The sequence below is a fragment of the Sphingomicrobium aquimarinum genome, from assembly GCF_039655735.1.
Lineage (GTDB): Bacteria > Pseudomonadota > Alphaproteobacteria > Sphingomonadales > Sphingomonadaceae > Sphingomicrobium > Sphingomicrobium aquimarinum.
In genome coordinates this window covers 195,351-221,865 of the sequence record NZ_JBBYXH010000001.1, presented here as the reverse complement: position 1 = coordinate 221,865, position 26,515 = coordinate 195,351, and the positions used below count along the sequence as shown (strand labels likewise).

The 26,515-nt window shown below is 65.2% G+C and carries 21 protein-coding genes; 7 read left to right on the top strand and 14 right to left on the bottom strand.

The genetic code is table 11. From position 1 onward, the window contains the following. Window positions 1-7: 7 nt before the first annotated feature. The 4 genes from pyrG to tpiA all read right to left on the bottom strand — a co-directional run bounded on the left by pyrG (window position 8) and on the right by tpiA (window position 3,744). Window positions 8-1,642, bottom strand: coding sequence for a CTP synthase (gene pyrG / locus WJS89_RS01195; protein ID WP_346339105.1), 1,635 nt, complete (start codon window positions 1,640-1,642; stop codon window positions 8-10). Window positions 1,643-1,744: 102 nt separating this feature from the next. Further along, window positions 1,745-2,134, bottom strand: a complete 390-nt coding sequence (gene secG, locus WJS89_RS01190; RefSeq protein ID WP_346339104.1) for a preprotein translocase subunit SecG — start codon at window positions 2,132-2,134, stop codon at window positions 1,745-1,747. A gap of 148 nt (window positions 2,135-2,282) precedes the next feature. After that, window positions 2,283-2,906, bottom strand: coding sequence for a hypothetical protein (locus tag WJS89_RS01185; RefSeq protein ID WP_346339103.1), 624 nt, complete (start codon window positions 2,904-2,906; stop codon window positions 2,283-2,285). A gap of 88 nt (window positions 2,907-2,994) precedes the next feature. After that, window positions 2,995-3,744, bottom strand: a complete 750-nt coding sequence (tpiA, locus tag WJS89_RS01180) for a triose-phosphate isomerase (RefSeq protein ID WP_346339102.1) — start codon at window positions 3,742-3,744, stop codon at window positions 2,995-2,997. A 187-nt stretch (window positions 3,745-3,931) separates the two neighbouring features. Between tpiA and WJS89_RS01175 the strand changes: the two genes are divergently transcribed. The 4 genes from WJS89_RS01175 (at window position 3,932) to WJS89_RS01160 (ending at window position 7,673) form a co-directional block, all read left to right on the top strand. Next, window positions 3,932-5,890 (top strand): peptidylprolyl isomerase, encoded by a 1,959-nt coding sequence (locus WJS89_RS01175; RefSeq protein ID WP_346339101.1) that lies wholly within the window; start codon window positions 3,932-3,934, stop codon window positions 5,888-5,890. 3 nt (window positions 5,891-5,893) lie between these two features. Next, window positions 5,894-6,472, top strand: a complete 579-nt coding sequence (locus tag WJS89_RS01170; protein WP_346339100.1) for an anthranilate synthase component II — start codon at window positions 5,894-5,896, stop codon at window positions 6,470-6,472. Window positions 6,473-6,533: 61 nt separating this feature from the next. After that, window positions 6,534-7,199: a transcriptional repressor LexA gene (gene lexA, locus WJS89_RS01165; protein WP_346339099.1), complete on the top strand. Its 666-nt coding sequence runs from the start codon at window positions 6,534-6,536 to the stop codon at window positions 7,197-7,199. Between the two features lie 117 nt (window positions 7,200-7,316). Next, window positions 7,317-7,673, top strand: a complete 357-nt coding sequence (locus tag WJS89_RS01160) for a VOC family protein (RefSeq protein WP_346339098.1) — start codon at window positions 7,317-7,319, stop codon at window positions 7,671-7,673. 73 nt (window positions 7,674-7,746) lie between these two features. On the opposite strand, the gene WJS89_RS01155 is transcribed toward WJS89_RS01160, so the two are convergent. Then, complete coding sequence (locus WJS89_RS01155) at window positions 7,747-9,885, bottom strand: ComEC/Rec2 family competence protein (protein WP_346339097.1); 2,139 nt, start codon at window positions 9,883-9,885, stop codon at window positions 7,747-7,749. Between the two features lie 26 nt (window positions 9,886-9,911). On the opposite strand from WJS89_RS01155, the gene gltX reads away from it, so the two are divergent. Together gltX and WJS89_RS01145 are read left to right on the top strand one after the other, a co-directional pair. Beyond that, window positions 9,912-11,312, top strand: coding sequence for a glutamate--tRNA ligase (gene gltX, locus WJS89_RS01150; RefSeq protein ID WP_346339096.1), 1,401 nt, complete (start codon window positions 9,912-9,914; stop codon window positions 11,310-11,312). A 4-nt stretch (window positions 11,313-11,316) separates the two neighbouring features. Next, a complete protein-coding gene (locus tag WJS89_RS01145) occupies window positions 11,317-12,606 on the top strand; it encodes a citrate synthase (protein WP_346339095.1) in 1,290 nt (429 codons plus the stop codon). A gap of 7 nt (window positions 12,607-12,613) precedes the next feature. Here the strand turns inward: WJS89_RS01145 and WJS89_RS01140 are convergent, their stop codons facing one another. Together WJS89_RS01140 and WJS89_RS01135 are read right to left on the bottom strand one after the other, a co-directional pair. Beyond that, window positions 12,614-13,903, bottom strand: coding sequence for a sensor histidine kinase (locus WJS89_RS01140; protein ID WP_346339094.1), 1,290 nt, complete (start codon window positions 13,901-13,903; stop codon window positions 12,614-12,616). 34 nt (window positions 13,904-13,937) lie between these two features. After that, window positions 13,938-15,110 (bottom strand): hypothetical protein, encoded by a 1,173-nt coding sequence (locus WJS89_RS01135; protein WP_346339093.1) that lies wholly within the window; start codon window positions 15,108-15,110, stop codon window positions 13,938-13,940. Window positions 15,111-15,229: 119 nt separating this feature from the next. Between WJS89_RS01135 and WJS89_RS01130 the strand changes: the two genes are divergently transcribed. Beyond that, window positions 15,230-18,076 carry a coiled-coil domain-containing protein gene (locus WJS89_RS01130; RefSeq protein WP_346339092.1) on the top strand — a complete coding sequence of 949 codons (2,847 nt, stop codon included), beginning with the start codon at window positions 15,230-15,232 and terminating at the stop codon, window positions 18,074-18,076. Here WJS89_RS01130 and WJS89_RS01125 read toward each other — a convergent pair. Genes WJS89_RS01125 through nuoL form a run of 7 tightly spaced genes read right to left on the bottom strand, consistent with a single transcriptional unit; the run spans window position 18,073 to window position 26,514 of the window. Continuing rightward, window positions 18,073-18,333, bottom strand: a complete 261-nt coding sequence (locus tag WJS89_RS01125) for a DUF1467 family protein (protein WP_346339091.1) — start codon at window positions 18,331-18,333, stop codon at window positions 18,073-18,075. The genes WJS89_RS01130 and WJS89_RS01125 overlap by 4 nt on opposite strands. A gap of 4 nt (window positions 18,334-18,337) precedes the next feature. Next, window positions 18,338-19,972: a ribonuclease J gene (locus WJS89_RS01120; RefSeq protein WP_346339090.1), complete on the bottom strand. Its 1,635-nt coding sequence runs from the start codon at window positions 19,970-19,972 to the stop codon at window positions 18,338-18,340. Continuing rightward, complete coding sequence (locus WJS89_RS01115) at window positions 19,969-20,748, bottom strand: type III pantothenate kinase (RefSeq protein WP_346339089.1); 780 nt, start codon at window positions 20,746-20,748, stop codon at window positions 19,969-19,971. Before WJS89_RS01115 ends, WJS89_RS01120 begins: the two co-directional genes overlap by 4 nt. A gap of 9 nt (window positions 20,749-20,757) precedes the next feature. Further along, a complete protein-coding gene (locus tag WJS89_RS01110; RefSeq protein ID WP_346340061.1) occupies window positions 20,758-21,453 on the bottom strand; it encodes a biotin--[acetyl-CoA-carboxylase] ligase in 696 nt (231 codons plus the stop codon). Between the two features lie 14 nt (window positions 21,454-21,467). Then, on the bottom strand, window positions 21,468-22,907 hold the full coding sequence (gene nuoN / locus WJS89_RS01105; RefSeq protein ID WP_346339088.1) for an NADH-quinone oxidoreductase subunit NuoN: 1,440 nt from the start codon (window positions 22,905-22,907) through the stop codon (window positions 21,468-21,470). Beyond that, window positions 22,907-24,451: an NADH-quinone oxidoreductase subunit M gene (locus WJS89_RS01100; RefSeq protein WP_346339087.1), complete on the bottom strand. Its 1,545-nt coding sequence runs from the start codon at window positions 24,449-24,451 to the stop codon at window positions 22,907-22,909. The genes nuoN and WJS89_RS01100 overlap by 1 nt, the downstream gene beginning before the upstream one ends. After that, window positions 24,451-26,514, bottom strand: a complete 2,064-nt coding sequence (nuoL, locus tag WJS89_RS01095) for an NADH-quinone oxidoreductase subunit L (RefSeq protein WP_346339086.1) — start codon at window positions 26,512-26,514, stop codon at window positions 24,451-24,453. The genes WJS89_RS01100 and nuoL overlap by 1 nt, the downstream gene beginning before the upstream one ends. Window position 26,515: the final 1 nt, after the last annotated feature.

The following is a 26,515-nucleotide window of genomic DNA, read 5'->3' as shown; positions in this document are numbered from 1 at the left end:
CGTTCAATCAGACGAGGCGACTCTGCTCGAGCGCGGCCGCGATGAAGCTGGAGAAAAGCGGATGCGGGTCGAAGGGCCTGCTCTTCAATTCAGGGTGGAATTGCACGCCGACGAACCAGTTGAGATCGGGCCGCTCGACGATTTCGGGCAAGCGCCCGTCGGGGCTCATGCCGGAGAAGACCAGCCCGCCCTTGGCGAGACGGTCCATGTAATTGGCGTTGACCTCGTAGCGATGACGGTGCCGCTCGGAAATCTCGGTCTCGCCGTAGATGCTCGCGACCTTGCTGTTGGCATCTAGGCTGGCGGGATAGGCACCCAATCGCATCGTCCCGCCGAGATCGCCGTCGGCGCTGCGCTGCTGCAGCCCTTCCTCGCTCATCCACTCGGTGATGAGGCCGATGATCGGCTCGCCATCCTCGCCGAATTCGCTGGTCGTCGCCTGCGTGATCCCCGCTTCGGTTCGGGCGGCCTCGATGCAGGCCATCTGCATGCCGAGGCAGATCCCGAAGAAGGGAATGTCGCGCTTCTTGGCAAAGCTGATCGAGGCGATCTTGCCCTCGCTGCCGCGTTCGCCGAAACCGCCGGGCACAAGGATGCCGTGCAACGGCTCCAGCGCCGCGACCAGCTCGTCTTCCTCGCCGCTTTCGAACAATTCGGCATCGATCCACTTGATGTGAACCTTGCAACGATTGGCGAACCCGCCGTGGATTAGGGCTTCGCGAAGGCTCTTGTAGGCATCGGGCAGCGACACATATTTGCCGACGACGCCGATCGTGACCTCGCCCTCGGGATGATCGAAGCGGTCCATGATGTCGTGCCAGACGGCCAGGTCGGGATCGGGCGCATCGAGACCGAAGGAAGCCAGCACCGCATCGTCGAGGCCTTCGCGGTGATACTGCAGCGGCACGTCGTAGATCGAGCGCGCATCCAGCGCCTGGATGACCGCATCCTCGCGCACGTTGCAGAACAAGGCGATCTTGCGCCGCTCTTCGAGGGAAATCTCGTGCTCGGTGCGGCACAGCAGCACGTCGGGCTGGATCCCGTATCCGGTCATCTCGCGCACGCTGTGCTGCGTCGGTTTGGTTTTCAGTTCACCGGCTGCGGCGATATAGGGCACGAGCGTCGTGTGGACGAAGCACACATTCTCGCGTCCGAGATCGTAGGAAAGCTGTCGCAGCGCTTCGATGAAGGGCAGGCTCTCGATATCGCCGATGGTACCGCCGATCTCGCAGATGACGAAGTCGAGGCCCTCGATATCCGAAAGGGCGAATTCCTTGATCGCGTCGGTAACGTGCGGAATGACCTGCACGGTCGCGCCGAGATAATCGCCGCGCCGCTCCTTGGCGATGATCGACTGATAGATTCGCCCGCTCGTGACATTGTCGCTCTGGTGCGCCGAAACGCCGGTGAAGCGCTCGTAATGCCCAAGGTCGAGATCGGTTTCCGCACCGTCGTCGGTGACGAACACCTCGCCATGCTGGTACGGCGACATCGTCCCCGGATCGACGTTGAGATAAGGGTCGAATTTCCGGTTTCGGACCGTGTATCCACGCGACTGAAGGAGGGCACCCAAGGAGGCTGCCAACAGACCTTTGCCGAGCGAGGAAACCACGCCGCCGGTAACGAATATGAACCGCGCCATGGGAGTGTTGCCTTAAGTGGCGTTTGGGGGCGAGCGCAAGCGCGCGAATCGAAAAGCGCGCACTATTTTTGAGGCGAGCGCGCGTTTCGCGACCGGTTTCGCTTACTGGCCGAGCGGCGCTTCGCCCTCGCCCTGCGTGTCGGCGGCCTGTTCGGGTAGCGTCGGCTGCGAACCGACGGGCACCGGCTCCGGCTCCTCGCCTTCGAGCGGCGCCTGGATATCGATGGTGGTCTCGCCCGCGAGGCTGGTGTCGAGTTCGGCGGCCTCGTCACGCGTTGCGGCAATGGCGGCGAGCGCGATCGCCATGACGACGAAGAGGATGGCAAGAACTCCGGTCGCGCGGGTCAGGAAATCGGCTTGGCCACGCGCGCTCATGAAGCCTGATGAGGAGCCACCCACACCAAGCCCGCCGCCTTCCGAACGCTGCATCAGGATGACCGCGACGAGCGCGGCGGCGATGATGGTCTGGACGACGAGAAGGAAGGTGAACATGGGAGGGCCGGTCTTTTCGATGAGATGGAAAGTTGCCGCGACCTAGCGCTGCCCGGCACAATTTTCAATCGTCACATGTGTGGTGCACAAACGACAAGGGCCGGAGCATGACGCCCCGGCCCTCGCTTGGTCCGATCAAGATCGCGCTTTAGTTCGCGCCGCTGACCTTGGCGCTGTCGGCGGCCTTTTCGGCGGCCTTCACCGCCTGCTCGGCAGCTTCCTCCGCCATTTCGGCAGCTTCGACCGCTTCCTCGGCGGCCGTTTCAGGCCGGTCGACGGCCTGCGCCTGCAGCTCTGCAACCTTGTAGAGCGCAATCGCGCCGTTGGGGTCCTTCTGGAGGCCGTTCGTCGGCAGGCGGACAATCTTGCCCGAGGCCAGTTCGACCTGAACATACTCGTCCGTGATCTCGTCGATCGTGCCGACCGACGCGCCTTCGACGTCAACGACCGCCTTGCCGACCGAGACCGAAGCCTCGGTATCGGCGAGCGCCTTCTCGTACGACGCGTTCAAGGCCGGAGCGCTCATGCCGAACAGGAGCTTGCCCTCGTGCGGCGTGAAGCTCGCCACGGGCACGGGGATCATGTGCTTGTCGGTCTTGACGGTGATGAAATTGGCGTCGGTCGCGGCGACGGCGCCGACCGGATTGCCCTGCGTATCGACGACCTGCATACCGACCTTCATTTCGGCGGGCGCAGCTTGGGCGAATGCGGGGGCGCCCGGCGCGGCGAGCGCGATGGTGGTGGCGGCGAATGCAGTCAAAATCCGTTTCATGTGTACCTTTCCAGTGTGCAAATTTCAGTTTCTCTTATAGACGGACAACGCTTAAACGAAGCTGAACGCTCCCTTCAACCAGTTGAAATCAGGCTTTTTCCGCCGCCAACATGATCGGAAGGAAATCGGCCGCGGAGAGGCTCGCACCGCCCACCAGAGCGCCATCGACGCCCTCGGTCGCGAAAATCTCCGCCGCGTTCGACCCATTGACCGAACCGCCATAGAGGATGCGGACCGACTGGTGTCCGTCGCCGTAGGCGGCCTCGAGCGATTGACGCAGGCGATTGTGCATCGCGGCGATGTCGGCGGGTTTCGCGGTCTTGCCGGTGCCGATCGCCCAGACGGGCTCGTAGGCAACCGAAAGGTGCAGCGGTGCGGTTACGAGATCCGGGAGCGAGCTTTCGAGCTGCGACGCGACATGTTTCAGCGCCTGGCCCGTCTCGCGCACCGTGAGATCCTCGCCCACGCAGACGATCACCTTCAGTCCGGCATTGATCGCCGTTTCGGCCTTCTTGCGGACCTGCGCGTCGGTTTCGCCGAACGCCTGCCGCCGCTCCGAATGGCCGACGATCGCAAGGCTGGCGCCCGCGTCCCTGACCATTTCCGCCGAAACGGATCCGGTGAAGGCGCCCTTGGTATCCTCGTGCACGTCCTGTGCGCCGATCATGAAGCCCGGCGTGGCGGACGAGGCGCGGTTGATGAGCGTCGCGGGGACGCACAATGCCGTCAGGACATTGTGGAGCGTCTCCGCCTCGATCGAGATATGCGTGGCCTGCCCCAGATCGGCGCGCGTCCCATGCATCTTCCAATTGCCAACGACGAACCGGCGCCGAGCCATGTCGACTCCCCTTCTTCTCGTCCCACCCGATGTGATGCGGCCCGCTCTAACCGCAGCGGCGCGCCCTGCGCAACCCGCGATGCCGGCAAGATCAGCCGCGCAGGCCCATTGAAAGCCCTGCCCGCTCCGCCTATTGCGGCAGCACACGAGCGCCGCCGCGCGCACCAGAACGAAGAAGATTTCATCCATGTCCGCCAAATTCCGCAATCTGTCGAAGTCGAAGTTCGGCAGCGTCTTCCTGATCGGCTTCCTGGTCCTGATCCTCGCCAGCTTCGCGCTTGCGGACCTGTCGAACTTCAACATGGGCGGTGGCGGGCAGAACGGCACGCTCGCCGAGGTCGGCGGGCGCAAGGTCACCGATGCGGACATGAGCCAGGCGCTCGAACGGCAGCTCAACGCCGCGCGCCAGAATAATCCGGAAGCTGTCTACACCGACATCGCTGCCGACTTCGATCCGCTGCTCAATCTGCTGATCCAGGATCACGCGCTCGCCGAATTCGGCGAACAGAACGGCCTGTATATCTCGAAGCGTCTCGTCGATGCGGAAATTGCCAAGCTCCCGGGCGCGGCCGGCCTTGATGGAAAGGTGACGAGCGAAAGCTACAATGCCTTTCTCGCGGCCAACCGCCTTACCGATAGCGAAATCCGCAAGCTCATTCGCGACGACCTCGCGCAGCGGCTGATGGTCGCGGGCATCGGGGCGGAATCGCGTGTGCCGTCCGGCCTGGCGCAGACCTACGCCTCGATGTTGCTCGAAGAGCGCAAGGGTGTGCTCGGCCTGATCCCGACGGCACCGATCGCCGCCGCCATCGATGTGTCCGACGAGGACGTCACCTCTTTCTACCAGCGCAACAGGCAGCGCTACACCATCCCCGAGCAGCGTGTGCTTCAGATCGCGCGGCTTGCCCCTTCGCGGTTTGCCGACCTCGTCGCCACCCGCGCCGAAGTCGACGAGGCGCTCGCGGATCGCGAAGGCGAACTCGGCACGCGCGTCATCCGCACGATCAGCCAGGTCGTCGTCCCCGATCGCGGCACCGCCGACCAGATCGTGGCGCGCACCGGCACGATGAGCTTCGCCGACGCCGCAAAGCCTGCGGGCTTCTCGGCTGCCGATATCTCGATCGGGCCGCAGACGCGTCCGGAATTCCGCCAGCTCGCGGGAGAGGCAGTCGCGTCCGCGGTATTCGCGGACGACGTGGCGGCCGGCGACGTCGTCGGTCCGGTCCGCTCGCCCTTCGGATGGCATGTCGTCAAGGTCGACGGCATCGAGACCGAGGAAGGCGAAAACGAGGCCGAGGCCCGCCGTACCGCTGCCGACGAAATCACCAACCGCAAGCGCGTCAATGCGATGGCCGACCTTGTCGCGGACGTCGAGGATGCACTCGACGAGGGTGCCAGCTTCGAGCAGGTCGTCGACCGTTTCAACCTTGATCGCGTGCAGACGCCGCTGGTGACCGCAACCGGCCGGGCGCGCGGAAATGAGGGTTTCGAACTTCCGGAAGAAGTCCGCCCCGCGCTCGAAGTCGGGTTCGATATGATGGCGGGCGACGATCCCGAGACGGTCCAACTGGGGGAGAGCGACGGTTTCGCCATCGTGATGGTCGACGATGTCGTCGAGCCCGCCCCTGCGAAGCTGGCCGACATCCGTGACCGCGTCCGCAGCGATTATGTCGCCGACCAGGCCACCCGCACCGCCACCAAGCTCGCCAATCAGGCACTCGAAGCGGTTCGCAAGGGCAGCTCGCTCGCCGAGGCCATTGCCGCCATAGAAGAGGAAACGGGTCTCGACCTGCCGACGCCCGAGGATACTACGCTGCGTCGTCTCGACCTGTCGCGCTTCGGCAACGACATTCCTCCTCCGCTCCAGATGCTTTTCCGCCTGAGCAAGGGTAATGCGCGCCTCGTCGGCGATCCCGAGGATCGCGGCGTTTACGTGGTGCACCTGCTCTCCACCGAGCGCGGCAATGCCTTGTCCAACCCGCAGCTCATCCAGCAGACGAGCGAGAGCTTCCTGCGACCCGTGGCGGGAGAACTGCAGCAGCAGTTCCTCAACGCGGTCGGGCGCGAGGTCGGGGTGAACCGGAACCAGCGACAGATCGACGCGACCCGCAACCGGATCGTCGGCGGTGGCGCGGGAGCCCAATGATCGGTGCGCGTCCTCGCGCTCGACAATCGCGATAGCTTCACCTTCACCCTCGTCGACTATCTGCGTCAGGCGGGTGCTGACGTGCGTGTCCACCGCTCCGATGCCGTCAGCGTCGCGCAGGCGCTCGAGATCGGTCGCGACGGGATCATGGTCTCTCCGGGTCCCGGTCGTCCCGAAGATGCCGGAATCAGCGTCCGGCTCGCGCGCGAAGCCATCATGGTACGCCGTCCCTTCCTAGGTATTTGCCTGGGTCATCAGGCGCTGGCGCTGGCCTGTGGAAGCACCGTCGAGCGTGTCGACCCGGTGCATGGCAAAACGGCGACCCTCACCCATGACGGCGCCGGCCTGTTCGCCGGCCTGCCCTCGCCGTTCGATGCGACCCGCTACCATTCGCTTGCCGTCACCGAGGTTCGCGCGCCCCTCCGCCCGAGCGCCTGGAACGCCGATGGCCTGTGCATGGCGGTACATCATGATGATGCGCCCGCGTGGGGCATCCAGTTCCACCCCGAAAGCATCGCAAGTCGCCATGGCCACGCCCTGCTGCGCGCGTTCGTGGAGCGATGCGTTTCGCCCGGCGCTTGACAGGCTCCCCTTTAGTTGCCATTCTGTTCCGCGTTCGTTCCACTGGCTCCTGGGGGCTCACATGCTGACGCCGAAGCAACATGAACTGCTCGTTTTCATCAACCAACGCCTGAGCGAGACCGGCATCAGCCCGAGTTTCGACGAGATGCGCGAGGCGCTGGATCTCAAGTCCAAATCGGGTGTCCACCGCCTGATCGGGGCACTGGAGGAGCGCGCTTTCATCCGCCGCCTACCCAATCGCGCGCGTGCGCTCGAAGTGCTGAAGCTGCCAGAGGGTATCGCCGAGGCCGCGAACGACACCGGCTCCAAGCCGCGCGAGGTTCCGGTCGTCCCGACGCCCGCCAACGACGTGGTCGAGATTCCGATGCACGGGAAGATCGCGGCGGGGACGCCGATCGAGGCGCTTCAGGGCGATGAAGGCTTTGCGGTGCCTGCCGCGCTTCTCGGTCCGGGCGAGCATTATGCGCTCGAGGTGTCCGGCGATTCGATGGTCGACGAGGGCATTCTCGACGGCGATTATGCGCTCATCCGCAAAGCCGATACTGCCCGTGACGGCGAGATCGTGGTCGCGCTCGTCGACGAGGCGGAGGCTACGCTCAAGACCTATCGACGCGAGGGTTCGATGGTTCGTCTCGATCCCGCTAACGCCTCTTACGCAGCGCAGCGCTACGAGGAAGGCCGTGTCCGCGTGCAGGGTCGGCTTGCCGGGATCATGCGCCGCTACTGACCCCTCTGCTGCGCGTTCGTCCGATCGCTGATCAACGTCCCGTTCCGCCGTTCGCCTAACGGCGGCGGAAATGGGCGTCGGGTGGCGGGACGCTTCTTTCGATCAACGGAGACCGCCGTGCCCGTACGTTTCGATTATCTCGAACTTCCCGCCCATGACATCGGCGCGACCCGCAAGTTCTACGAAGACGCCTTCGACTGGGAGATGACCGATTTCGGCGGCACCTACATGGCCACCGTCACCGGCGATACCGACGTCGGATTGTTCAGCGAGCCCGACGAGCGTCCGGCCGCTCCGCTCCCCGCCTTTCGGGCCGACGACCTGGAAGCGGTTCTCGAAAAGGTGGTTGCGGCAGGCGGAAGGCTCGAGCGACCGATCTTCGCCTTCCCCGGCGGGCGCCGGTTCGAGGCCGTCGATCCCTCGGGTAATCGGTTCGCGGTCTACGAAGCCGAACCGCCCTCCGGCTCTGCGTAAGCAGCGGTCGGGGTCTGCCGCGACCTGCGCGCAAAGAATTTTTCCGGTCCCCGGGCAGGCGGCCCCGCCGGGATCAGCGCGCCGTTCGTCCCCAGGGGTGCTGAGCTACATGCTCGGCGACCGTATCGATGCGCGGTTCGCTCCCCAGATGGATCGCAACGCCGCCATTGGCCTCCAGCGCCTTGCGATCGAGACGGAGCCAGCGCGGCTCGCAACCTTTCGGCAGCCAGCGCTCCGAAACTACGATATCGGCACGCGCGCAGGCCTCGACGAGGTCCGGCCAGGCGATGAGGTCGCGCGAACGGGTGGCCAGCAGGTGCCAGTCTCGCCCGCCGCGTCGCACGATCGCGACGCAGGAATCGCGGTTGCAGTTCGCAAATCCGCTATCGTCGAGCGCCGGCGCGTCGCCGTCGTAGCCAGCCCCTTCGGCCAGCACGTCGCGAACGAAGTCGCCCGCCCGCGCACGCAGGAGATGGGGCACCCCCGCCTCATCGACAATCGCGAGATGGCGCCCGTCTCCCGTCACCAAGAGGTCGGGCCGCGGTGCGAGCGCGGCGGCGGCCAATCCGATGACGATGGGCACTGTCCCGAGGTAGCGCGTACGATGCCGCCACAAGCATAGCCACAGGAAGCCGATGACGCAGGCTCCGAAGGCCCATCCGGGCATGCTCGGCACCATCGCGACCGCCCCCTTCGCTCCCGCAACGGAATGGGCGAGGGAGAGCAGAAGGTCGAGCGTCAGTCCGACGACCCACCAGAAAGGCGCGCCCAGCCCGACAAGGTCGGTCAGCAGGGCAAGCGCCAGCACCGGCATGATCACGAAGGTCGTGAGTGGAATGGCGACGAGGTTCGCGACAACGCCGTACAACCCCGCCTTATGGAAGTGAAAGAGCGCGAAGGGCATGAGCGCAAGCTCGACCGCGATCCCGGTCAGGAGCAAGGCCAAGAGCCCGCGACCGAAGCGTCGGACGACATTCTCCTCGCGCGCCGAAAGCACGCGCTTGACCGCGGGATGTGCGTGAAGCGCGATGATCGCGGTCACTGCGGCAAAGCTGAGCTGGAAACTCGGGCCGGCGAGCGTTTCGGGCCGAACGGCCATGATCACGACCGCCCCGACCGCGACCAGTCTAAGGCTGAGCGCATCGCGGCCCAGCGCCAGCCCGAGTAGCACGAGCAGTGCGGCGATACAGGCACGCACGGTCGGAACCTGCATGCCGGTCAGCAGCGTATAGGCGACGCCCGCCCCTGCCCCGATCGCGGCGGCAAGGATCACGAGATTGATCCGGTTCGCCAATTTCGGAGAAAGGGCAAGCAGCCGCAGCGAAAGGATCATCGCCGATCCCACGACGGCGGCGATATGAAGCCCCGAAACCGCGAGAAGATGCGCAAGACCCGACCGGCGCATCGCCTCGGCATCGTCTTCGCTGATCGCATTCTTGTCGCCGGTCGCAAGAGCGGTCGCGATACCCCCACCGTCTCCGGGAAGCCGCTCGCGGACCTGCGCACCGAGCGACTGGCGCGCACCGGCGAGAAATGCGGGATTGGAGGGTTCAAGCAATCGCACATCGCTCAGCGCGCTCCCTACCCCGCCGATGCCGCGAAACCAGGCGGTCTGCGCGAAATCGTAGCCGCCCGGCACCGCCATCGAGGGCGGCGGCACGAGCCGGGCGCGCACCTCGATCCGCGCGCCCTCGCCCATGCCCTCGCGCCATTGCGCTTCGCGAAGGCTCACGCGAAGCCGCTCGGGCAACGCGGCGGCGGCGTCCGGGCGCACCGTCAGGCGCCACTTCCCACGCGCTACCAACGGCTCGCTTTTCTCGATTGTCGCCACGAAGCGCGTGATCGTGATCCGCTCGATCCGGTCGTGCGCGACGCTCTCCGCGCGCAGCCAGATCCACCCGCACCCCAGTGCGGCGGCGAGACCAAGTCCCATCAGCATCGCGCCAAGCCGCCCTTCGACCAAGGTGCCGACCCCGGCGAAGGCCGCGCCGATCAGGATCAGGCCCGCCCATGCGCGTGCGTCCGGCAGCGCGAACCACAGCGCGATGCCGGCCCCGAAAGCGGCCACGATCCATAAGGGCAAATGGCTTCGTTCGGCTTCGAGTAGCCGTTCCAGCCTCTTGCGTACGCGCCCCAGCGCCGATACGAGGCCGCCGAGCCGACCTGTCAGCGGCGGGGAGCCACGCGACAGCGTCCGCCCCCAGCCTTGCATGGCCCGAACTGAAAAGGAAAAGCCGCGTGAGCGCAACCGATATCGTCACCCGCTTCGCCCCGAGCCCGACGGGCTTCCTCCACATCGGCGGCGCGCGCACCGCACTGTTCAACTATCTGTTCGCCCGCGCCAATGGCGGCAAGTATCTCGTCCGCATCGAGGATACCGACGCCAAACGCTCGACCCCCGAAGCCATCGACGCCATCTTCGACGGATTGGGCTGGCTCGGCCTGCTCGGCGACGAGGAACCGGTCTTCCAGTCGGCGCGCGCCGAGCGCCATGCCGAGGTCGCGCGCCAGCTCCTGGAGAGCGGCAACGCCTATCGGTGCTACCTCACCAGCGAGGAACTTCAGGCGCGCCGCGAGAAGGCGCAGGCCGAAAAGAAGCCCTTCCGACTGCGCAGCGAATGGCGCGATCGCGCGCCCGGCGCGGAAGAAGAGGGCAAGCCCTTCGTCGTCCGCATCAAGACCCCGGAAGACGGAGCGACGACCATCACCGACATGGTGCAGGGCGACGTCACCGTGAAGAACGGCGAGATCGACGACTTCGTTCTGCTGCGCGCGGACGGCTCGCCCACTTACATGCTCGCGGTCGTCGTCGACGACCATGACATGGGCGTCACCCACATCATCCGCGGTGACGATCATTTGAACAACGCCTTCCGCCAGCTTCCGCTGATCGACGCGATGGGGTGGGAGCGCCCGACCTATGGCCACGTGCCGCTGATCCATGGCGGCGACGGTGCCAAGCTCTCCAAGCGCCACGGCGCACTGGGCGTCGATGCCTATCGCGACGAGATGGGCCTGCTTCCCGAAGCCGTCTTCAACTATCTGTTGCGGCTTGGATGGGGGCATGGCGACGAAGAGATCGTGGATCGCGAGCGCGCCATCGAGTTGTTCAGTGCAGACGGTCTCGGCAAGAGCCCGTCGCGCTTCGATCTGAAGAAACTGCTCAACCTGAACGGTCACTACATCCGCGAAGCCGACGATTCGCGCCTCGCCGATCTCGTGGCGGACCGGGCCGGGGCGACGACCGCAGACGACAAGGCCCTGCTCGTGCGCGCCATGCCCGAACTGAAAGCGCGTGCGCGCGATCTCGACGAACTCGGCGACGGTGCGACGTTCCTGTTCAAGAAGCGCCCGCTCGACATGACAGAAAAGGCTGCCGACCTGATCGATGACGAGGCGCGCAAGAATCTTGCCGACCTGCATGCAGCCTTGAGCGATGTGCCGCGTTGGGAAATGGACGCGCTGGACGCGAAGGTGCGCGAGGTTGCGGAAGCCAGGGAGTTGAAGCTAGGGAAGCTCGCGCAACCGCTGCGTGCCGCACTGACGGGCAGCAATACATCACCGGGGATTTTCGATGTCCTCGTCCTGCTGGGCCGCGAGGAATCGCTGGCCCGCATCGCCGACCAAATGGAGCAATAATTCGATGAGCGACAAGACCGCGACCCTCAACGTAGACGACCAGAGCCTCGACCTTCCGGTCCTGCCGGGTTCGGTCGGCCCCGAGGTCGTCGATATCCGCAAGATGTATGGCCAGACCGGCAAGTTCACTTACGACCCCGGCTTCACCTCGACCGCCAGCTGCCAGAGCGCGATTACCTATATCGACGGCGACGAGGGCGTTCTCCTCCATCGCGGCTATCCCATCGACCAGCTCGCCGAGCAGGCCCGCTTCCTCGAGGTGGCCTACCTCCTCCTCCATGGCGACCTGCCCAAGAAGGACGAGTTCGAGGAATTCGACAACACCATCACCTATCACACGATGGTCCATGAGCAGCTGGCACAATTCTTCCGCGGTTTCCGCCGCGACGCGCACCCGATGGCGGTGATGACCGGCGTGGTCGGCGCGCTGTCGGCATTCTATCACGATTCGACCGACATCACCGATCCGCAGCAGCGCCTGATCGCCTCGCACCGCCTGATCGCGAAGATGCCGACGATCGCCGCGATGGCGTACAAATATTCGATCGGCCAACCGTTCATTCACCCGAAGAACGACCTGACCTACACCGGCAACTTCCTGCGCATGACGTTCGGCGTTCCGGCCGAGGATTACGAGGTCAATCCGGTCATCGAGAATGCGATGCGCCGGATCTTCATTCTCCACGCCGACCACGAGCAGAACGCCTCGACCTCGACCGTCCGGCTCGCCGGCTCGTCGGGTGCCAACCCGTTCGCCTGCATCGCCGCGGGCATCGCCTGCCTGTGGGGACCCGCCCATGGCGGCGCCAACGAGGCGGCATTGAACATGCTGCGCGAGATCGGCGACAGCAAGAACGTAAAAACCTATGTCGACCGCGCGAAGGACCGCAACGATCCGTTCCGCCTGATGGGCTTCGGACACCGCGTCTACAAGAACTACGACCCGCGCGCGAAGGTCATGCAGCAGACCGCCGAGGAAGTGCTCAAGGAGCTCAATATCTCCGACCCGGTGCTCGACGTGGCGCGCGAACTCGAGCAGATCGCGCTCAACGACGATTATTTCATCGAGAAGAAGCTCTACCCGAACGTCGATTTCTATTCGGGGATCATCCTCAACGCGATCGGCTTCCCGACGGAGATGTTCACCGCGCTCTTCGCCCTCGCGCGCACCACGGGCTGGGTCGCGCAGTGGAACGAGATGATCTCGGATCCCGAGCAGAAGATCGGCCGTCCGCGCCAGCTTTATGTCGGCGCCACACAGCGCGACTTCGTGCCGCTCGAGGACCGCAAGTAGGGTCGGGTCAGGGGCGCGGCAGCTTCAGCGTGAAGCGCGCGCCCTCCCCCTTGGCGCTATCCAGCACGATATCGCCCTGCATCGAGCGCGCGAGGCGGCGCGAGATGGCCAGCCCGAGCCCGGCGTGATCGTCGTCGCTGCGGCCTAGCCGCTCATATTCCTCGAAAATCCTGCCCTGGTTCGGGCGATCAATCCCGGGCCCCTGGTCGGCGATCGTGACGGCCGCCTGGCCTTCCATCTCGTCGAACACCACCGCGACCGTGCCGCCGACGGGGCTGTGACGGATGGCGTTGCCCATTATGTTGACGAGTACCTGAAGGATCCCGCGCGGTTCTCCCAGCGCGGTGAGCGGCTCGTTGGTCTGTTCGAGTTCCAGATCGACCCCTACGGCGCGTGCATCGGCACTGACCATCGCCGCGGCTTCGCGCGCCAGTTCGGCGAGATCGACTTCTTCGGCTTTTGCAGGCGCGGCCGCACTCATCGACCGGATGACCGAGAGGAGGTGCCGGCCCGCAGTGGCGATGTCGCCGGCATAATTGGCATAATCGGAGCGCAGCGGTCCGTCGCTGCGATCGACGATCTGGTCGGCCGCACTGATGATTCGCGTCAGGGGCGAGCGAAGCGTTTCGTCGAAGCCCTCGTCGGGCGCTTGGGCGACGTCGGGCAAATGAAGGATCGACAAGGCGAACCCGCGAAGCTCGCCTTCATCATCAGTGACGGGCGCTCCGGAAAAAGCGAACTCGAAGTCGTGGGATTTGACCATGGCGCGCTGCTTGTCGAAACGCTTTCCGGTCGCGAGCGCTTCGAGGAGCGGAAAACTGCCGTCTCGGCGCGGGCGCAGCGACACGAAGTCGGTGAAGGGACGCGGAAGGCTCGAGAGATCGACATCGAAGCGCCGCGCGACGTCGCGATCGAGCCGCGTCATCCGAAGTCGGGTATCGAGCTCGATATCGCTCGCGACACGATCGGTGAATCTCGCCAGTCCGCGCGGCCGGGCCTGCCAGTCCTCGATCGTGATGACCGCACCGCCGTCCCCGTCGGGACGCACCTCGATCCGGAGTTCGAGATCCTCTGCTTCGGACGCCGCGATGATGGCCCTGCGGAGCGTCCGGTCGTGCTTGAGCGCCTCGCGCACGACTGCCGCCAGCTGTGGGACGGCGATGCGGTCGCCGAGCCGCGCGCCGGCCGCAGCCTGCAAGGCATAGAGCGGCCCGTCCGCCGCGACGAGCCGCAGCTCGCCATCCGCCGCGCCCGTAAGGGGCAGCGCCATCGGATCGATGGAAATCACGCCGTTCATCGCCTCTGCATAGACGAACGGGGTTAACGCGGGGTCAACCGCCGGAGCGAAGGTAGGCGCCGACGAACGATGCGGCCGTATGGAGCAGGATCGCCATCAGTCCCACTAGCGGTGCTGCCGTAACCAAAGCCGCTGCAATGATGAGCATTTCGAAATTCCCGCTGGTCGCCACCAGCGCCCATCGGTTCGCCACGGGACGACGTGCGGCCTCGACCCGGTAGAGGCGCGCGAAGGCCAGTGCGCTTGCCACCAGCGGCACCGCAAGCCATCCCGCTTCGGCGGCAACCGGCACCCCGAAAGCAATGAGCACGGCGATGCGGAAGAGGCTGACGAGTTCGCGGCGTCGCTTGGGAACGATCTGCAGACGCCGCGCGGCCAGCGAACGTTCGATCTGCGGAAACGGCAGCGACAAGATGAGCGCGAGACCCGCGAGGATCGGCCACCCGAGGAGGATGAGAAGGAAAGCCGCGAACAGCAGGACAATTCCGGCGCCCCAGAAAATCCTGGTCGGCGTGGCGGTCGAAACGATCCTCTCGACGACAAGGGTTTCCAACGGCGCGATCAATGCGCGGGCGATAAGGTCGGGGCGCGCCCGCCGGGCAGCCGCTTTCTGGCGCTGCTCGAACGGAAGCGCGTCGGACGCGCGATGGATCAGCAGTGGGACGTCGCCTTCGGGATCGTCGAGCGCCCGGATCGGGACGCGCGCCTGGACGAGCCGCCGTAGCAGCGTGGAAACGAGATCCCAGTCCCCCGCCATCGCCGCCGTCGAGCGCACCTGTTCCCCCGATGCGACGGCAAGCCCGGCCCAGCGCCATTCCAGGTCGATCCGTTCGAAGCGCGCGCTATGCTCGCCATCCAGAAGCCCTTCGATGGAAAGCCCCTGTTCCTCGTGCAGGCTCGCGAGACGGTCGGCGTCGGGAATAAGCCCATCGGCGACGAGAACCATCCGTTCATCGGGCGCGAAGCGGGCCGCGGCATCGCGCGATTCCGCCGCATGATGGACGGGAAAGCCTTCGGCACGCAGCCGTTCTACCCGCGCCTCGACAACCTCGTGCGGGCCCTCGCTATAGACGATGATCGGCGCCATGCCTGCCGCAGCGAGCAGGCGCACCTGGAGGTCGAGCACCGCCTGCCCGCCGACAGGCACGAGCGCGTGGCGCACGCCTCCCGTCTCCCCGTTCGCCGCAATCAAAGCGCCCAGCGCCATCGTTTCGTCCCTTCCCCGCTCCGCTTCCTTTAATGACGACCGCTCATCGGCCGTGCCACCCCTATTCGCGGATAATTCGCGCCTTTCCCCGAGCGTCAAAGGGCAGTAGCCTAGCGGCTATGAGTGGACACCCCTTTCGCGGAAACCTGGGCGGCAAGAAGCCCGATGACGAACAGCCCGACCCGATCGAGGATCGCGCCCTCGAGGACGATCGTGAACGGGAGATGCAAGCCCCGTCCGACGACCCGCATCCGTTCGCACGAGCGACCCGTTTTTCCGCTCCGCCGAAGGAGGAGATGCCGGGGGATGAAAGCGAACCGTTGCTTGCCAGCAAGGGCGCTGCGAAGGGGGCACACGACACGCTCGACCTGACGGACGAGCAGATGCTCCCGACCAGCCAAAGCGACTTCGATGACCATGCGATCGGTGATGACGGGCTAAGTGCGACGCTCGAGGATGATGATTCTTGGGATCCGCTGCCACCGATCCACTCCGATCCGCTCGCTCCCGAAGACGACCGCAATCTGCCTCAAGGCGCGCCCGACGATGAAGCGGGTACCGATCCGCTCGACACCAGCCAAGAGGATCGCACACCCGAGGATGGACACGATCATTCCGCGATGGAGCGCGAGGAACACGTCGAGGATTGGCGAGAAGACGCCGCTCCGCTCCCCCCAAACGAAGATGAGTGGGCCGAACCGGACGACACGCAGGCCGCTGAGGCAATGGACACGGACGAAACGCCCACCCCCGTCGACTGGGGCGCCGAGCCCGTCGCCGATCATGTCGAAGACGTGCCCGCCACGCCCGCTGGCCGGCGGATCCTTGCCGTCATCCTCGCCATCGCCGCGCTGGGCTGGCTCGGACTGGTCGGCTGGTCTGCGGGCAGCACGCTTGGTGCTGGCGTTCCCCGACCCGACGAGCTTGCCTTGTGGATCGCCATCGCCGCGGCGCCGCTCATCCTCCTGGCTCTCTTGTGGATGATGTTCGGGCGCACGCGCCGACGCGAGGCCGAGGCCTTTACGCGGCAGGTCGCCTTGATGCGCGCCGAAGCGCAGGCGCTCGACCAGCGTCTCCACTCCATGAGCCACAATCTTGGTGCCAACCGGATGCGGCTCGGCGAACTCGCAGGCGAACTGGAAGGCCGCGCCGACCAGGCGACCGACCGGATGCGCAGCGTCGCCGACGAACTCGAACATGGCGCCTCGCGGCTCGCGCAACATGGCGTGACCCTCGACACCGCCGCCAACAATGCCCGCGCCGACATGGCCGCGCTGGTCGAGAGCCTGCCCGACGCCGAGGCGCGCGTGCTTGCGATGGGGCAGCAGCTTCAGGGTGCGGGCTCGGGAGCCATCGAGGATATTCGCAAGCTCGAGGCCGCGATCGCTTCGCTCGGCGCACGCACAAGCGAAACCGAGACGCGCATGGCGGACGCACGTGGTGGGCTCGAACAACAGCTTCGCGCGCTGGAGGAAACCGGCGACAAGGCGATCGGCAAGGTCGAGCATGCGCAACGTTCGACAGGCGAACTGGTCGACGGGCTTCTTGCCCGTTCGGCCTCGACACTGGAGCAGATTCGAGGCGGCATCGCCACGCAGGCCGAGGCCGTCCAGACCCTCCTGCAGCAAGCCCAAGGCGGCATCGAGCGCAGTTCGACGGATGCGGCGGCTGCGCTCGCCAATCACATTCGTGGCGCGGATGGCGCCCTTTCCCGCCTCGGCGAGCAGGTGAAGGCGCGCGACGAACAGACAAGGCTCATGCTCGCCAACCTCGACGAGGGCCTGGGCGCACTAGAAGAGCGGTTCGACCGCTTCGGCCGCGACGGTGACGGTCGGGCGCAGAATGTCGTGGCGCAATTGTCCGCCGTGCGCGAGCAACTCGCCGCGACGCGCGCCGAGGCGCAGGAACAGGACGGGATGATCGACAGCCTCGCCACCCGCACGAGCGGGATGCGCGACACGTTGAACGCGCTATCGTCCTTCCTCAACCAGCAGCTTGCGGGCGATATCGGCGGCGCGCAGGACGGGATGGAACGGCTCGTCTCGACGGGCGAGGTGCTCACGCCCCAGCTCACCGACATCCGCGCCAACGCCACCGGCGCGCGCGACGCGCTGGAAACGACGGCCGCGCAGATCGAGAAAAGTCACTCGACGCTCGCAGCGATGCTCGAGACAGTCGATAGCGGCGCCGGAAAGGCCGAGGCACGGCTCGCGGAGCTTCAGGAGTCGATCGCAATCCTGCAGAGCGATGCAAAGAGCCTTTCGGACGAAACCGGCCCCGCGCTGCTCGAGGCGCTCTCCAAGGTCCAGGATGCCTCGGGCCGTGCCCGCGAAGCGGCGCGCGATGCCATCTCGAAGGCTATTCCCGAGGCCGCGGGCAATCTTTCCGAAGAAGCGCGTAAGGCGCTGGGGAAAGCCGTCGAGGATGTCGTCCTCACGCAGATGCGTGAACTCGATCAATTGTCGAGCCGCGCGGTCGAAGCAGCGCGCTCGGCCAGCGATCGCCTGTCGGCGCAGATGCTGTCGATCGGCCAGACCGCCAATGCCCTGGAAGCGCATCTCGCCAACGTCGGCGAGCAGAGCCGCGAGGGACAGAGCGAGGCCTTCGCCAGCCAGGTTTCGCTCCTCATGGAATCCATGAATTCGGCGGCCATCGACGTCGAGAAAATCCTGTCGGACGAGGTCGATGACAAGAGCTGGGCCGCCTATCTGAAGGGCGAACGCGGGGTCTTCACCCGGAAGGCCGTACGGCTGTTATCGGCCGGCGAGGCGCGCGAGATCGGCGCCGTCTACGACGAGGATCCGGAGTTTCGGAACGCGACCAATCGCTTTGTCCATGATTTCGAAGCCATGCTGCGCCGCGTTCTTGCCGAACGCGACGGGGCGATCATCGGCGTGACGTTGATGTCGAGCGACATGGGCAAGCTCTACGCCGCCCTCGCGCAGGTCGTGGAGCGCAGGCGCTAGGAGTAGAAGTCGAACGCCTCGGCGCCAATCCAGCCATATTCCCAGTTCGCGACCCACAGGCCGGTCAGCGGCAGCGCGATAATCGCGGCGCGGATGAGGTGGCGCTTGAGGTCGAAGCGATGCGGCGCGCTTTCGGCCTGACCCGGGACCAGATCCGCCCCGACTTCCTCGTCGGTCTTCATTCCGAACGGCAGGCTGATGAACGCCGCAGCGACGAACCAGAGGAAGTAGATCGCAAGGATGCTGACGGGCTCCATCGCCTCAGCCGCCGACCGCCATCACTTCCACGATCGGCTTCTTGCCCGTCCAGGCGAAGGCACAGCGGCGCACCGCGATCCGCACCTTCTCGCAGGCCGAGTCCACGTCCTTGCCGGGGTCGAATGCCTTGGCGGCACTATCCGAAAGGTCGGCGAGAAAATCCTCCGCATCGGCCTCGACCGGGACGCCGAGCGCGCGCACCTCGGGCGAGCCGGACAGTCCTCCGCGTCCACCGAGCGGCAGCGCCACGGCAATCACGCCGTTGTGGGCGATCTTGCGGCGCTTGTTGATCGTCTCGCCATCGGCGGGAAGAATGACGTCGCCGTCGAGCACGAGCCTTCCCGTACGGACATGATCGACCTTCTCGGGCTTGCCGGGCGCGAGTTTCACCACCTCGCCGTTCACCTGATAGACGTTGTGCGGAATGCCGCTCGCCTTCCCGAGGCGCGCCTGCTCGCGCATGTGCCGGTTCTCGCCGTGCACCGGCACGAGGATGTGCGGGCGGATCCATTCGTACATCTGCTTGAGCTCGGGTCGGCCGGGATGGCCCGAAACATGGACGTGGTGCTGCTTCTCGGTGACGATCTCGACTTCGAGGTCGGACAGATTGTTCATGATCCGCCCGATCGCGACCTCGTTGCCGGGGATCTGCTTCGAGGAGAAGATCACGGTGTCGCCCTTCGCGAGCTTGATCTCATGATCGCCGCGCGCCACCCGCGCCAGCGCTGCACGCGGTTCGCCCTGCCCGCCCGTGCCGATGATCATCACCTTGTCGCGCGGGAGTTGCATCGCCTCGTCGAACCGAACGGTGTTGGGAAAGTCCAGCAGATAGCCCGTCGACTGCGCGACGCGCAGAATACGGTCGAGACTGCGCCCCGCGACACAAACCGTCCGCCCGGTCTCCTTCGCAATCCGCCCCAGCGTCTCGAGCCGCGCCGCATTGGAGGCGAAGGTCGTCACGAAGACACGATTCTTTGCCTCGCCGATCGCTTCCTTCAGCCCCTCGTAGACGCCCATCTCGCTGCCCGAGGGCGCATTGGTGAAGACGTTGGTGCTGTCGCACACCAGCGCGAGCACGCCCTCGTCGCCGATCGCCTGCATGGCCTCGTCGCCGGTCGGCGTCCCGAGCACGGGCGTTTCGTCGATCTTCCAGTCGCCGGTGTGGAAGACGTTTCCATAGGGCGTCTCGATGAGGACGCCATTTCCTTCAGGGATCGAATGCGACAAGGCCACGAAGCGCACGGCGAACGGATCGAGGTCGATGCGGCCAGCAAGCGGGATCTCGTTGATCTCGACCTGCCCCGTCAGCCCTTCCGCCTCGAGCTTTTCCTTGATCAGTCGCGCGGTGAAGGGCGTCGCATAGAGCGGGACCTTCAATTCGTCGGCCAGATAGGGAATCGCGCCGATATGGTCCTCGTGACCATGCGTCAGCACGATGCCGACCAGTTCCTCCTGCCGCTCCTCGATGAATTCGAGATCGGGAAGAACGAGATCGATACCGGGATAATAGGGGTCGGCGAAGGTCAGCCCCAGGTCGACCATAACCCACTTGCCGCGGCAACCGTAGAGGTTGACGTTCATGCCGATTTCGCCCGAGCCGCCCAGCGCGAGGAAGAGAAGTTCGTCACCGGGGCTCATGTCGTCACCGCCTTGTCATGAAGCTGCACGAGGCCGCGCAGCGTGAGTTCGAAATCGACATGATCGAACAACCCGTCGATCTCATCGAAAAGCGCCGCAAGACCGCCGGTCGCGATCACTTTGGCGGGGCGGCCGATCTCGGTACGCGTCCGCGCCATCAGTCCTTCGATCATGCTTACATATCCCCAATAGACGCCGATCTGCATCTGCTCGACCGTCGTGGTGCCGATGACGCTGTCGGTGTCGGGCTCCTCGATCGCGATGCGCGGCAATTGCGCGGTATTGCCGACCAGCGCATCGAGGCTCAGATTGATCCCCGGCGCGATGACGCCACCCTTGTAGGCCCCCGTGAAGTCGACGACGTCGAACGTGGTCGCCGTCCCGAAATCGATGATGATGAGGTCGCCTTCGTAAGTCGCGTGCGCTGCGATCGCGTTCAGAGCACGGTCGGCGCCCAGGCTTTGGGGTTCCTCGACGTCGATCGTCAGGGGCCATGCGGCCGCCCCCTGCCCCGCGACGACAAGCTCTGTGCCGCAATAGCGCAGGGCGAGCTGCGAGAGATTGTGCAGGGCACGCGGCACGACGGTGCCGGCGATCATCCCGTCGATATCGGCGAAGGAATGACCGTTCAATTCGAGCAACTGCTTGAGCCAGACCGCATATTCGTCCGCCGTCCGGCGCGGATCGGTCGCGATCCGCCAGCGTGCCTTGATCTCCGTGCCCTCGCATAGGGCGAAGACCACATTGGTGTTTCCGACATCGACGACGAGCAGCATGGCCGCTCTTTACGCTCCGTCCGGGCGATTGGCGAGGCTGACGTCGCCCGCGCGCACGATCAGCAATTCGGTCGGCGTTTCGAGCATCAGCGCTCCGCCGTCGTTGAGCCCCGCGAAGACGCCCTCACGGGTCGCGCCGCCTTCGTCGTGGACGGTGATGGGCGTTCCGATGGGATGCCCGCGCTGCATCCAGGCCATGACGATCGCGCTGGTCGGCGAGGATCGCCATGCAGCGAGCATCCGCGAGAACGCGCCTGCCAATAGCGGTGCGAAGGCTTGGGGCGTGGTCCTGGCCGTGTCGGCCAGCGCCGCCGTCCGCTTGCCCTCGATGGCGGGAGCTTCGGCGAGGTTCACGCCGAAACCGGCCACGACGCGGCTTCCCGACCGCTCTAGCAGGATTCCCGCAAGCTTCGCGCCGCCCAGCATCAGGTCGTTGGGCCATTTGAGTTGCAGATCGGCCTGTGGGGCGACGAGTTCGACCGCATCGAGCAGCGCGAGCCCCGCGACCAGCGACAGCGTCGCGGCCTTGGAGTCTTCCTGCTGCAGCTCGATGAGCGTGGAGCCGAAGAAATTGCCGTCCAGACCCTGCCATTGTCGCCCTTGGCGGCCGCGCCCGCTATCCTGCCGACGCGCGACGAGCCAGTCGCCTTCCACGGCGGACTTGTTTTCCAGAAGGTCGCTGTTCGTCGACCCGGTGACGTCGATGATGCGGATCTTGCTCAGAACAGCGCCGCCGCTGCCTGTGAGGACCAGTCACCGATGGGTCCGATGAGGAGATAGCCGAGCGGCGAGACGAGCAGCGCGAAGACAGCGATGAAGGCCGTTTCGAGGCCGCGATGGCTGACGATGGAGCGGTCGGCATCATCGAAATACATGATCTTGACGATCTTGATATAATAGAAGGCGCCGATCACCGTGCCGATGATGCCCAATACCGCAAGCGGCACCAGCCCCGCTTCGACCGCCGCGACGAACACGAGCAGCTTGGGCCAGAAACCGAACAGCGGCGGAATGCCCGCGAGGCTGAACATGAAGATGGCCAAAGCCGCTGCCATGCCCGGACGGCTGGACGAGAGGCCCTTCAGGTCCGCAATCGCCTCGATCGGCCTGCCCTCGTCGTCGACGAGCATCATGACGACGAGGAACGCGCCCAGCGTCATGGCGACGTAGACGGCCATGTAGAACATCACCGCGCTCGCGCCCTGCGTCCCGCCGGCGGCGAGACCGATGAGGACGAAACCGATATTGTTGATCGACGAATAGGCCAGCAGCCGCTTGATGTTGCTCTGTCCGTAGGCGGCGATGGCGCCGAGCAAGATCGACGCGATGGCCGCGAAGATAACGATCTGGCGCCATGCCTCGATGGCCGGACCCAGCGCCTCAAAGCAGAAGCGCGTCGCCATCAGCACGGCGGCGACCTTGGGCGCACTCGCGAAGAAGGTCGTGACCGGCGTCGGCGCGCCTTCGTAGACGTCGGGCGTCCACATGTGGAACGGCACCGCGCTGATCTTGAAGGCGAGGCCCGCCATGGTGAAGACGAGGCCGAACAGCAGGCCGATCCCCAGCTCCTCGCGCGCGAAAGCGGCGGCGATCCCGGGGAAGCTGGTCGTTCCGGTGAAGCCGTAGACGAGGCTGATGCCGTAAAGGAGGATGCCCGAGGCCAGCGCGCCCAGAACGAAATATTTGAGCCCTGCCTCCGCCGAGCGGGCATCGGTGCGACGATAGCTGGCGAGAATATAAGCGGCGAGACTGTTCAATTCGAGCCCGACATAGAGCGTGAGCAGATTGGTCGCGGACACCATCACGCTCATGCCGACGGTCGCGAGAAGGATCAGCACCGGATATTCGGGCCCATGTTCCTCGGCCTTGCCGAACCAGCGGTCGGCCGCGAGGATCGCCACGATCGCCGACACGTAGATGAGGATCTTGCCATAGACCGCGAAGGGATCCGCGCTCAGCAGACCGCCGAACAACGGACCCGCGCTCGACGGCTCGCTCGTCAGCAAGGCGGTTATGCCCGCCGCTATCAAGAGGAGGATCGTTCCCCAGGTAGTCAATTTGGTGGCGCGCGCGCCCATGGTGGACGCGGTCAGCATCAGCACCGGCTCGCCGAAGATAAGGATGAGTTCGGGCGCGATGGCGGCGAAATTATAGGTCATCAGTGGGCCCCACCAAGGTCAGCCGCGGCAGCTTCGGTCGCCGGAGCACCGGTGCCTTCGGTCGGACGCATGTCGAAATGCACGGCCGAAGGCTCGATCCGCTCGAGCAGATAGCCGATGTCGGCGCGCATGGGTTTGATAAAGCTTTCGGGATAGATGCCCATCCATAGCACCACGAGCGCGATCGGGAGCAGCAGCGCCCATTCGCGGCGGTCGAGGTCGGGCAGCGTGGCGGCTTCCTCGGTCCGCGCGGCGCCGTAGCAGATGCGCCAGTAGAGCCACAGCATATAACCCGCACCGAGGATGATGCCCGTCGTCGCGACCACCGCGCCCCAGCTCGACATTTCGTAGGTGCCGACGAGCGCAAGGAATTCGCCGACGAAGCCCGATGTGCCCGGCAGGCCGATCGACGCCATGGTGAACAGCAGGAAGACGAGCGCATAGCCCGGCATGTTGTTCGCAAGGCCGCCGTACTTCGCGATCTCCTTGGTGTGCATCCGGTCGTAGATGACGCCGACGCACAGGAAGAGTGCGCCCGAGACGAGGCCGTGGCTCAGCATGACGATCATCGCGCCTTCGATGCCCTGCCGGTTGAAGGCGAACAGGCCGAAAGTCACGAACGCCATGTGCGCGACGGACGAATAGGCGATAAGCTTTTTCATGTCCTTCTGCACCAGCGCGACGAGCGAGGTGTAGACGACCGCGATACTCGACAGGACGAACACCAGCGGCACGAACGTCGCGCTGGCATCGGGGAACATCGGAAGGCTGAAGCGGATGAAGCCGTAGCCGCCCATTTTCAGGAGCACGCCCGCGAGGATCACCGACCCGGCGGTCGGCGCCTGGACGTGCGCGTCGGGAAGCCAGGTATGGACGGGCCACATCGGCATCTTCACCGCGAAGCTGGCGAAGAAGGCGAGCCACAGCCACCATTGGACGCCGGCGGGGAAGTCCGTTTCCATCAGCACCGGGATCGAGGTCGTGCCTGCCTCGAGCACCATGTAGATCATGGCGATCAGCATGAGCACCGAGCCGAACAGCGTGTAGAGGAAGAATTTGTACGCCGCCTTGATTTTTTCCGCACCGCCCCAGATGCCGATGACGAGATACATCGGGATGAGGCCGCCTTCGAAGAAGATGTAGAAAAGCAGCAAGTCCTGCGCCGCGAACACGCCGATCATCAGCGTTTCGATGAACAGGAAAGCGCTCATATACTCGGGAACGCGGTGGGTGATCGCGCGCCAGCTGGCGCCGATGCAGATCGGCATCAGGAACACGCTGAGCATGATGAGCATCAGCGCGATCCCGTCGATCCCGAGCGCCCAGGCTGGCGCGAAGGCGCTATTGGCGAAGCCGAGATACTCGGTGAACTGCCAGCGATCGCCGCCGACCTCGTAGGCGCTCCACAGCGCGATGCCGAGCGCGAGGTTGACGAGCGTGGCGATGAGCGCCGTCCAGCGCGCAGCGTTCGCGCCCATGAAGAGCACGGCGACGCCCGCGATCGCGGGGATCGCGATCAGTGTCGAGAGAATGGGAAAGTCCATCAATGCCCCGCCCACCAGTATGCCCAGCTGGCGGCAGCGATGAGCCCCAGCAGCATGACCAGTGCATAAGAATTCAAGTAACCCGTCTGGAGACGCGTCGTGAGCCCGTTGCCGAACGCTACCAGCTTACCCGCCCCGTGCGGACCGAAGCGGTCGATCGTCTGCTCGTCACCGCGATGCCAGAACTGGCGCCCGAGCCACAGAGCGGGCTTCACGAAGATCGCATGGTAGAGCTCGTCGAAATACCATTTGTGCTTGAGGAAGGTGTAGACACCCCCCGTCGACGCGACCACGCGGCTCGGCGCGGTCGGATCGCGCATGTAATTGTTCCAGGCGATGAAGAGGCCGGTGAGCATCACGAGCGCAGGCATCAGCTTCACGAGATAGGGGACCTCGTGCGCGTGGTGCACCAGCTCTTCGTTGTGGACGAGGCTGCCCGCCCAGAAGGCCGCGCCCTCTTCGACACCGAAGAAGGGATAGTAGAAAGCATAGCCCGCTAGCACCGCGCCGACCGACAGCACGATCAGCGGCACCAGCATCGACCAGGGGCTCTCGTGCGGATGATAGCCCGCCGTTCCGACCTGCCCGAGGCCCGGCGCGACGTCCTCGCTGTCGACATTTTCCTCGTGCGCGGGATCGTCGTGTGCGGCGTCATGCGAAGCGTGCGCAATATGCTCGGACCCGACCCAGCGGGGCTTGCCGAAGAAGGTGAGGAAGATGAGCCGCCACGAATAGAAGCTCGTCAGGAGAGCGGCGAGCAACCCGATGAAGAAGGCGAACCCGCCGGGCACCGTGCCTGCCGCGAAGGCGCTTTCGATGATCGCATCCTTGGAGAAGAAGCCTGCGAAGCCGAAATAGGTGCCGGGAATGCCGACGCCGGTGATGGCGAGCGTGCCGAGCATCATCGCCCAGAAGGTGATCGGGATCTCCTTCCGAAGCGCGCCGTAGTAACGCATGTCCTGCTCGTGGTGCATCGCATGGATGACCGAGCCCGCACCGAGGAACAGGAGCGCCTTGAAGAAGGCGTGCGTGAAGAGGTGGAACATCGCCGCGCCATAGGCACCGACGCCTGCCGCGAAGAACATGTAGCCGAGCTGCGAACAGGTCGAGTATGCGATGACGCGCTTGATGTCGGTCTGCACCAGCGCGACCGTCGCGGCGAAGATAGCGGTCGCGGCGCCCACATAGGTGACGAGCTCGAGCGCGCCCGGAGCGACTTCGAAGAGCGGCGACAGGCGACAGACCATGAACACACCCGCGGTCACCATGGTGGCGGCGTGGATGAGCGCCGACACGGGGGTCGGGCCTTCCATCGCATCGGGGAGCCAGGTGTGCAGCCCCAGCTGCGCCGATTTCCCCATCGCACCGATGAACAGCAGGATACAGATAAGGGTCAGCGTATCGACCTGAAGTCCTGCAAAACCGATCGTCGACCCGACTGCGCTTGGCGCCGCCTCGAGGATCGCGGGAATACTGACCGTGCCGAAGACGAGGAATGCGGCGAAAATGCCGAGCGAAAAGCCGAAATCGCCGACGCGGTTGACCACGAACGCCTTGATCGCGGCCGCATTGGCCGACGGCTTATGATACCAGAAGCCGATCAGGAGGTAGGAGGCGAGACCCACCCCTTCCCAACCGAAGAACATCTGGACGAGGCTGTCCGCCGTCACCAGCATCAGCATCGCGAAGGTGAAGAGCGAGAGGTAGGCGAAGAAGCGGGGCTGCGAGGGATCTTCCTCCATATAGCCCCAGCTGTAGAGGTGGACGAGGCTCGACACCGTCGTCACCACCACCAGCATGACCGCGGTCAGGCTGTCGACGCGCAAGGCCCAGTCGACGCTCATGTCTCCCGAATTGATGAAGTCGAGCACCGGCACGACCGTGGCGGCGTTCGCGCCCGTCAGGAAGCCGATGAAGATGGGCCATGACAGCGCACAGCTGGCGAACAGCGCGCCCGTGGTGATGACCTTGGACGGCAATTTGCCCATGTACCGCCCGAACAACCCCGCGACGATCGCGGCGAGCAGCGGAAGGAAGACGATCAGCTTGATCGACAGGTCCATC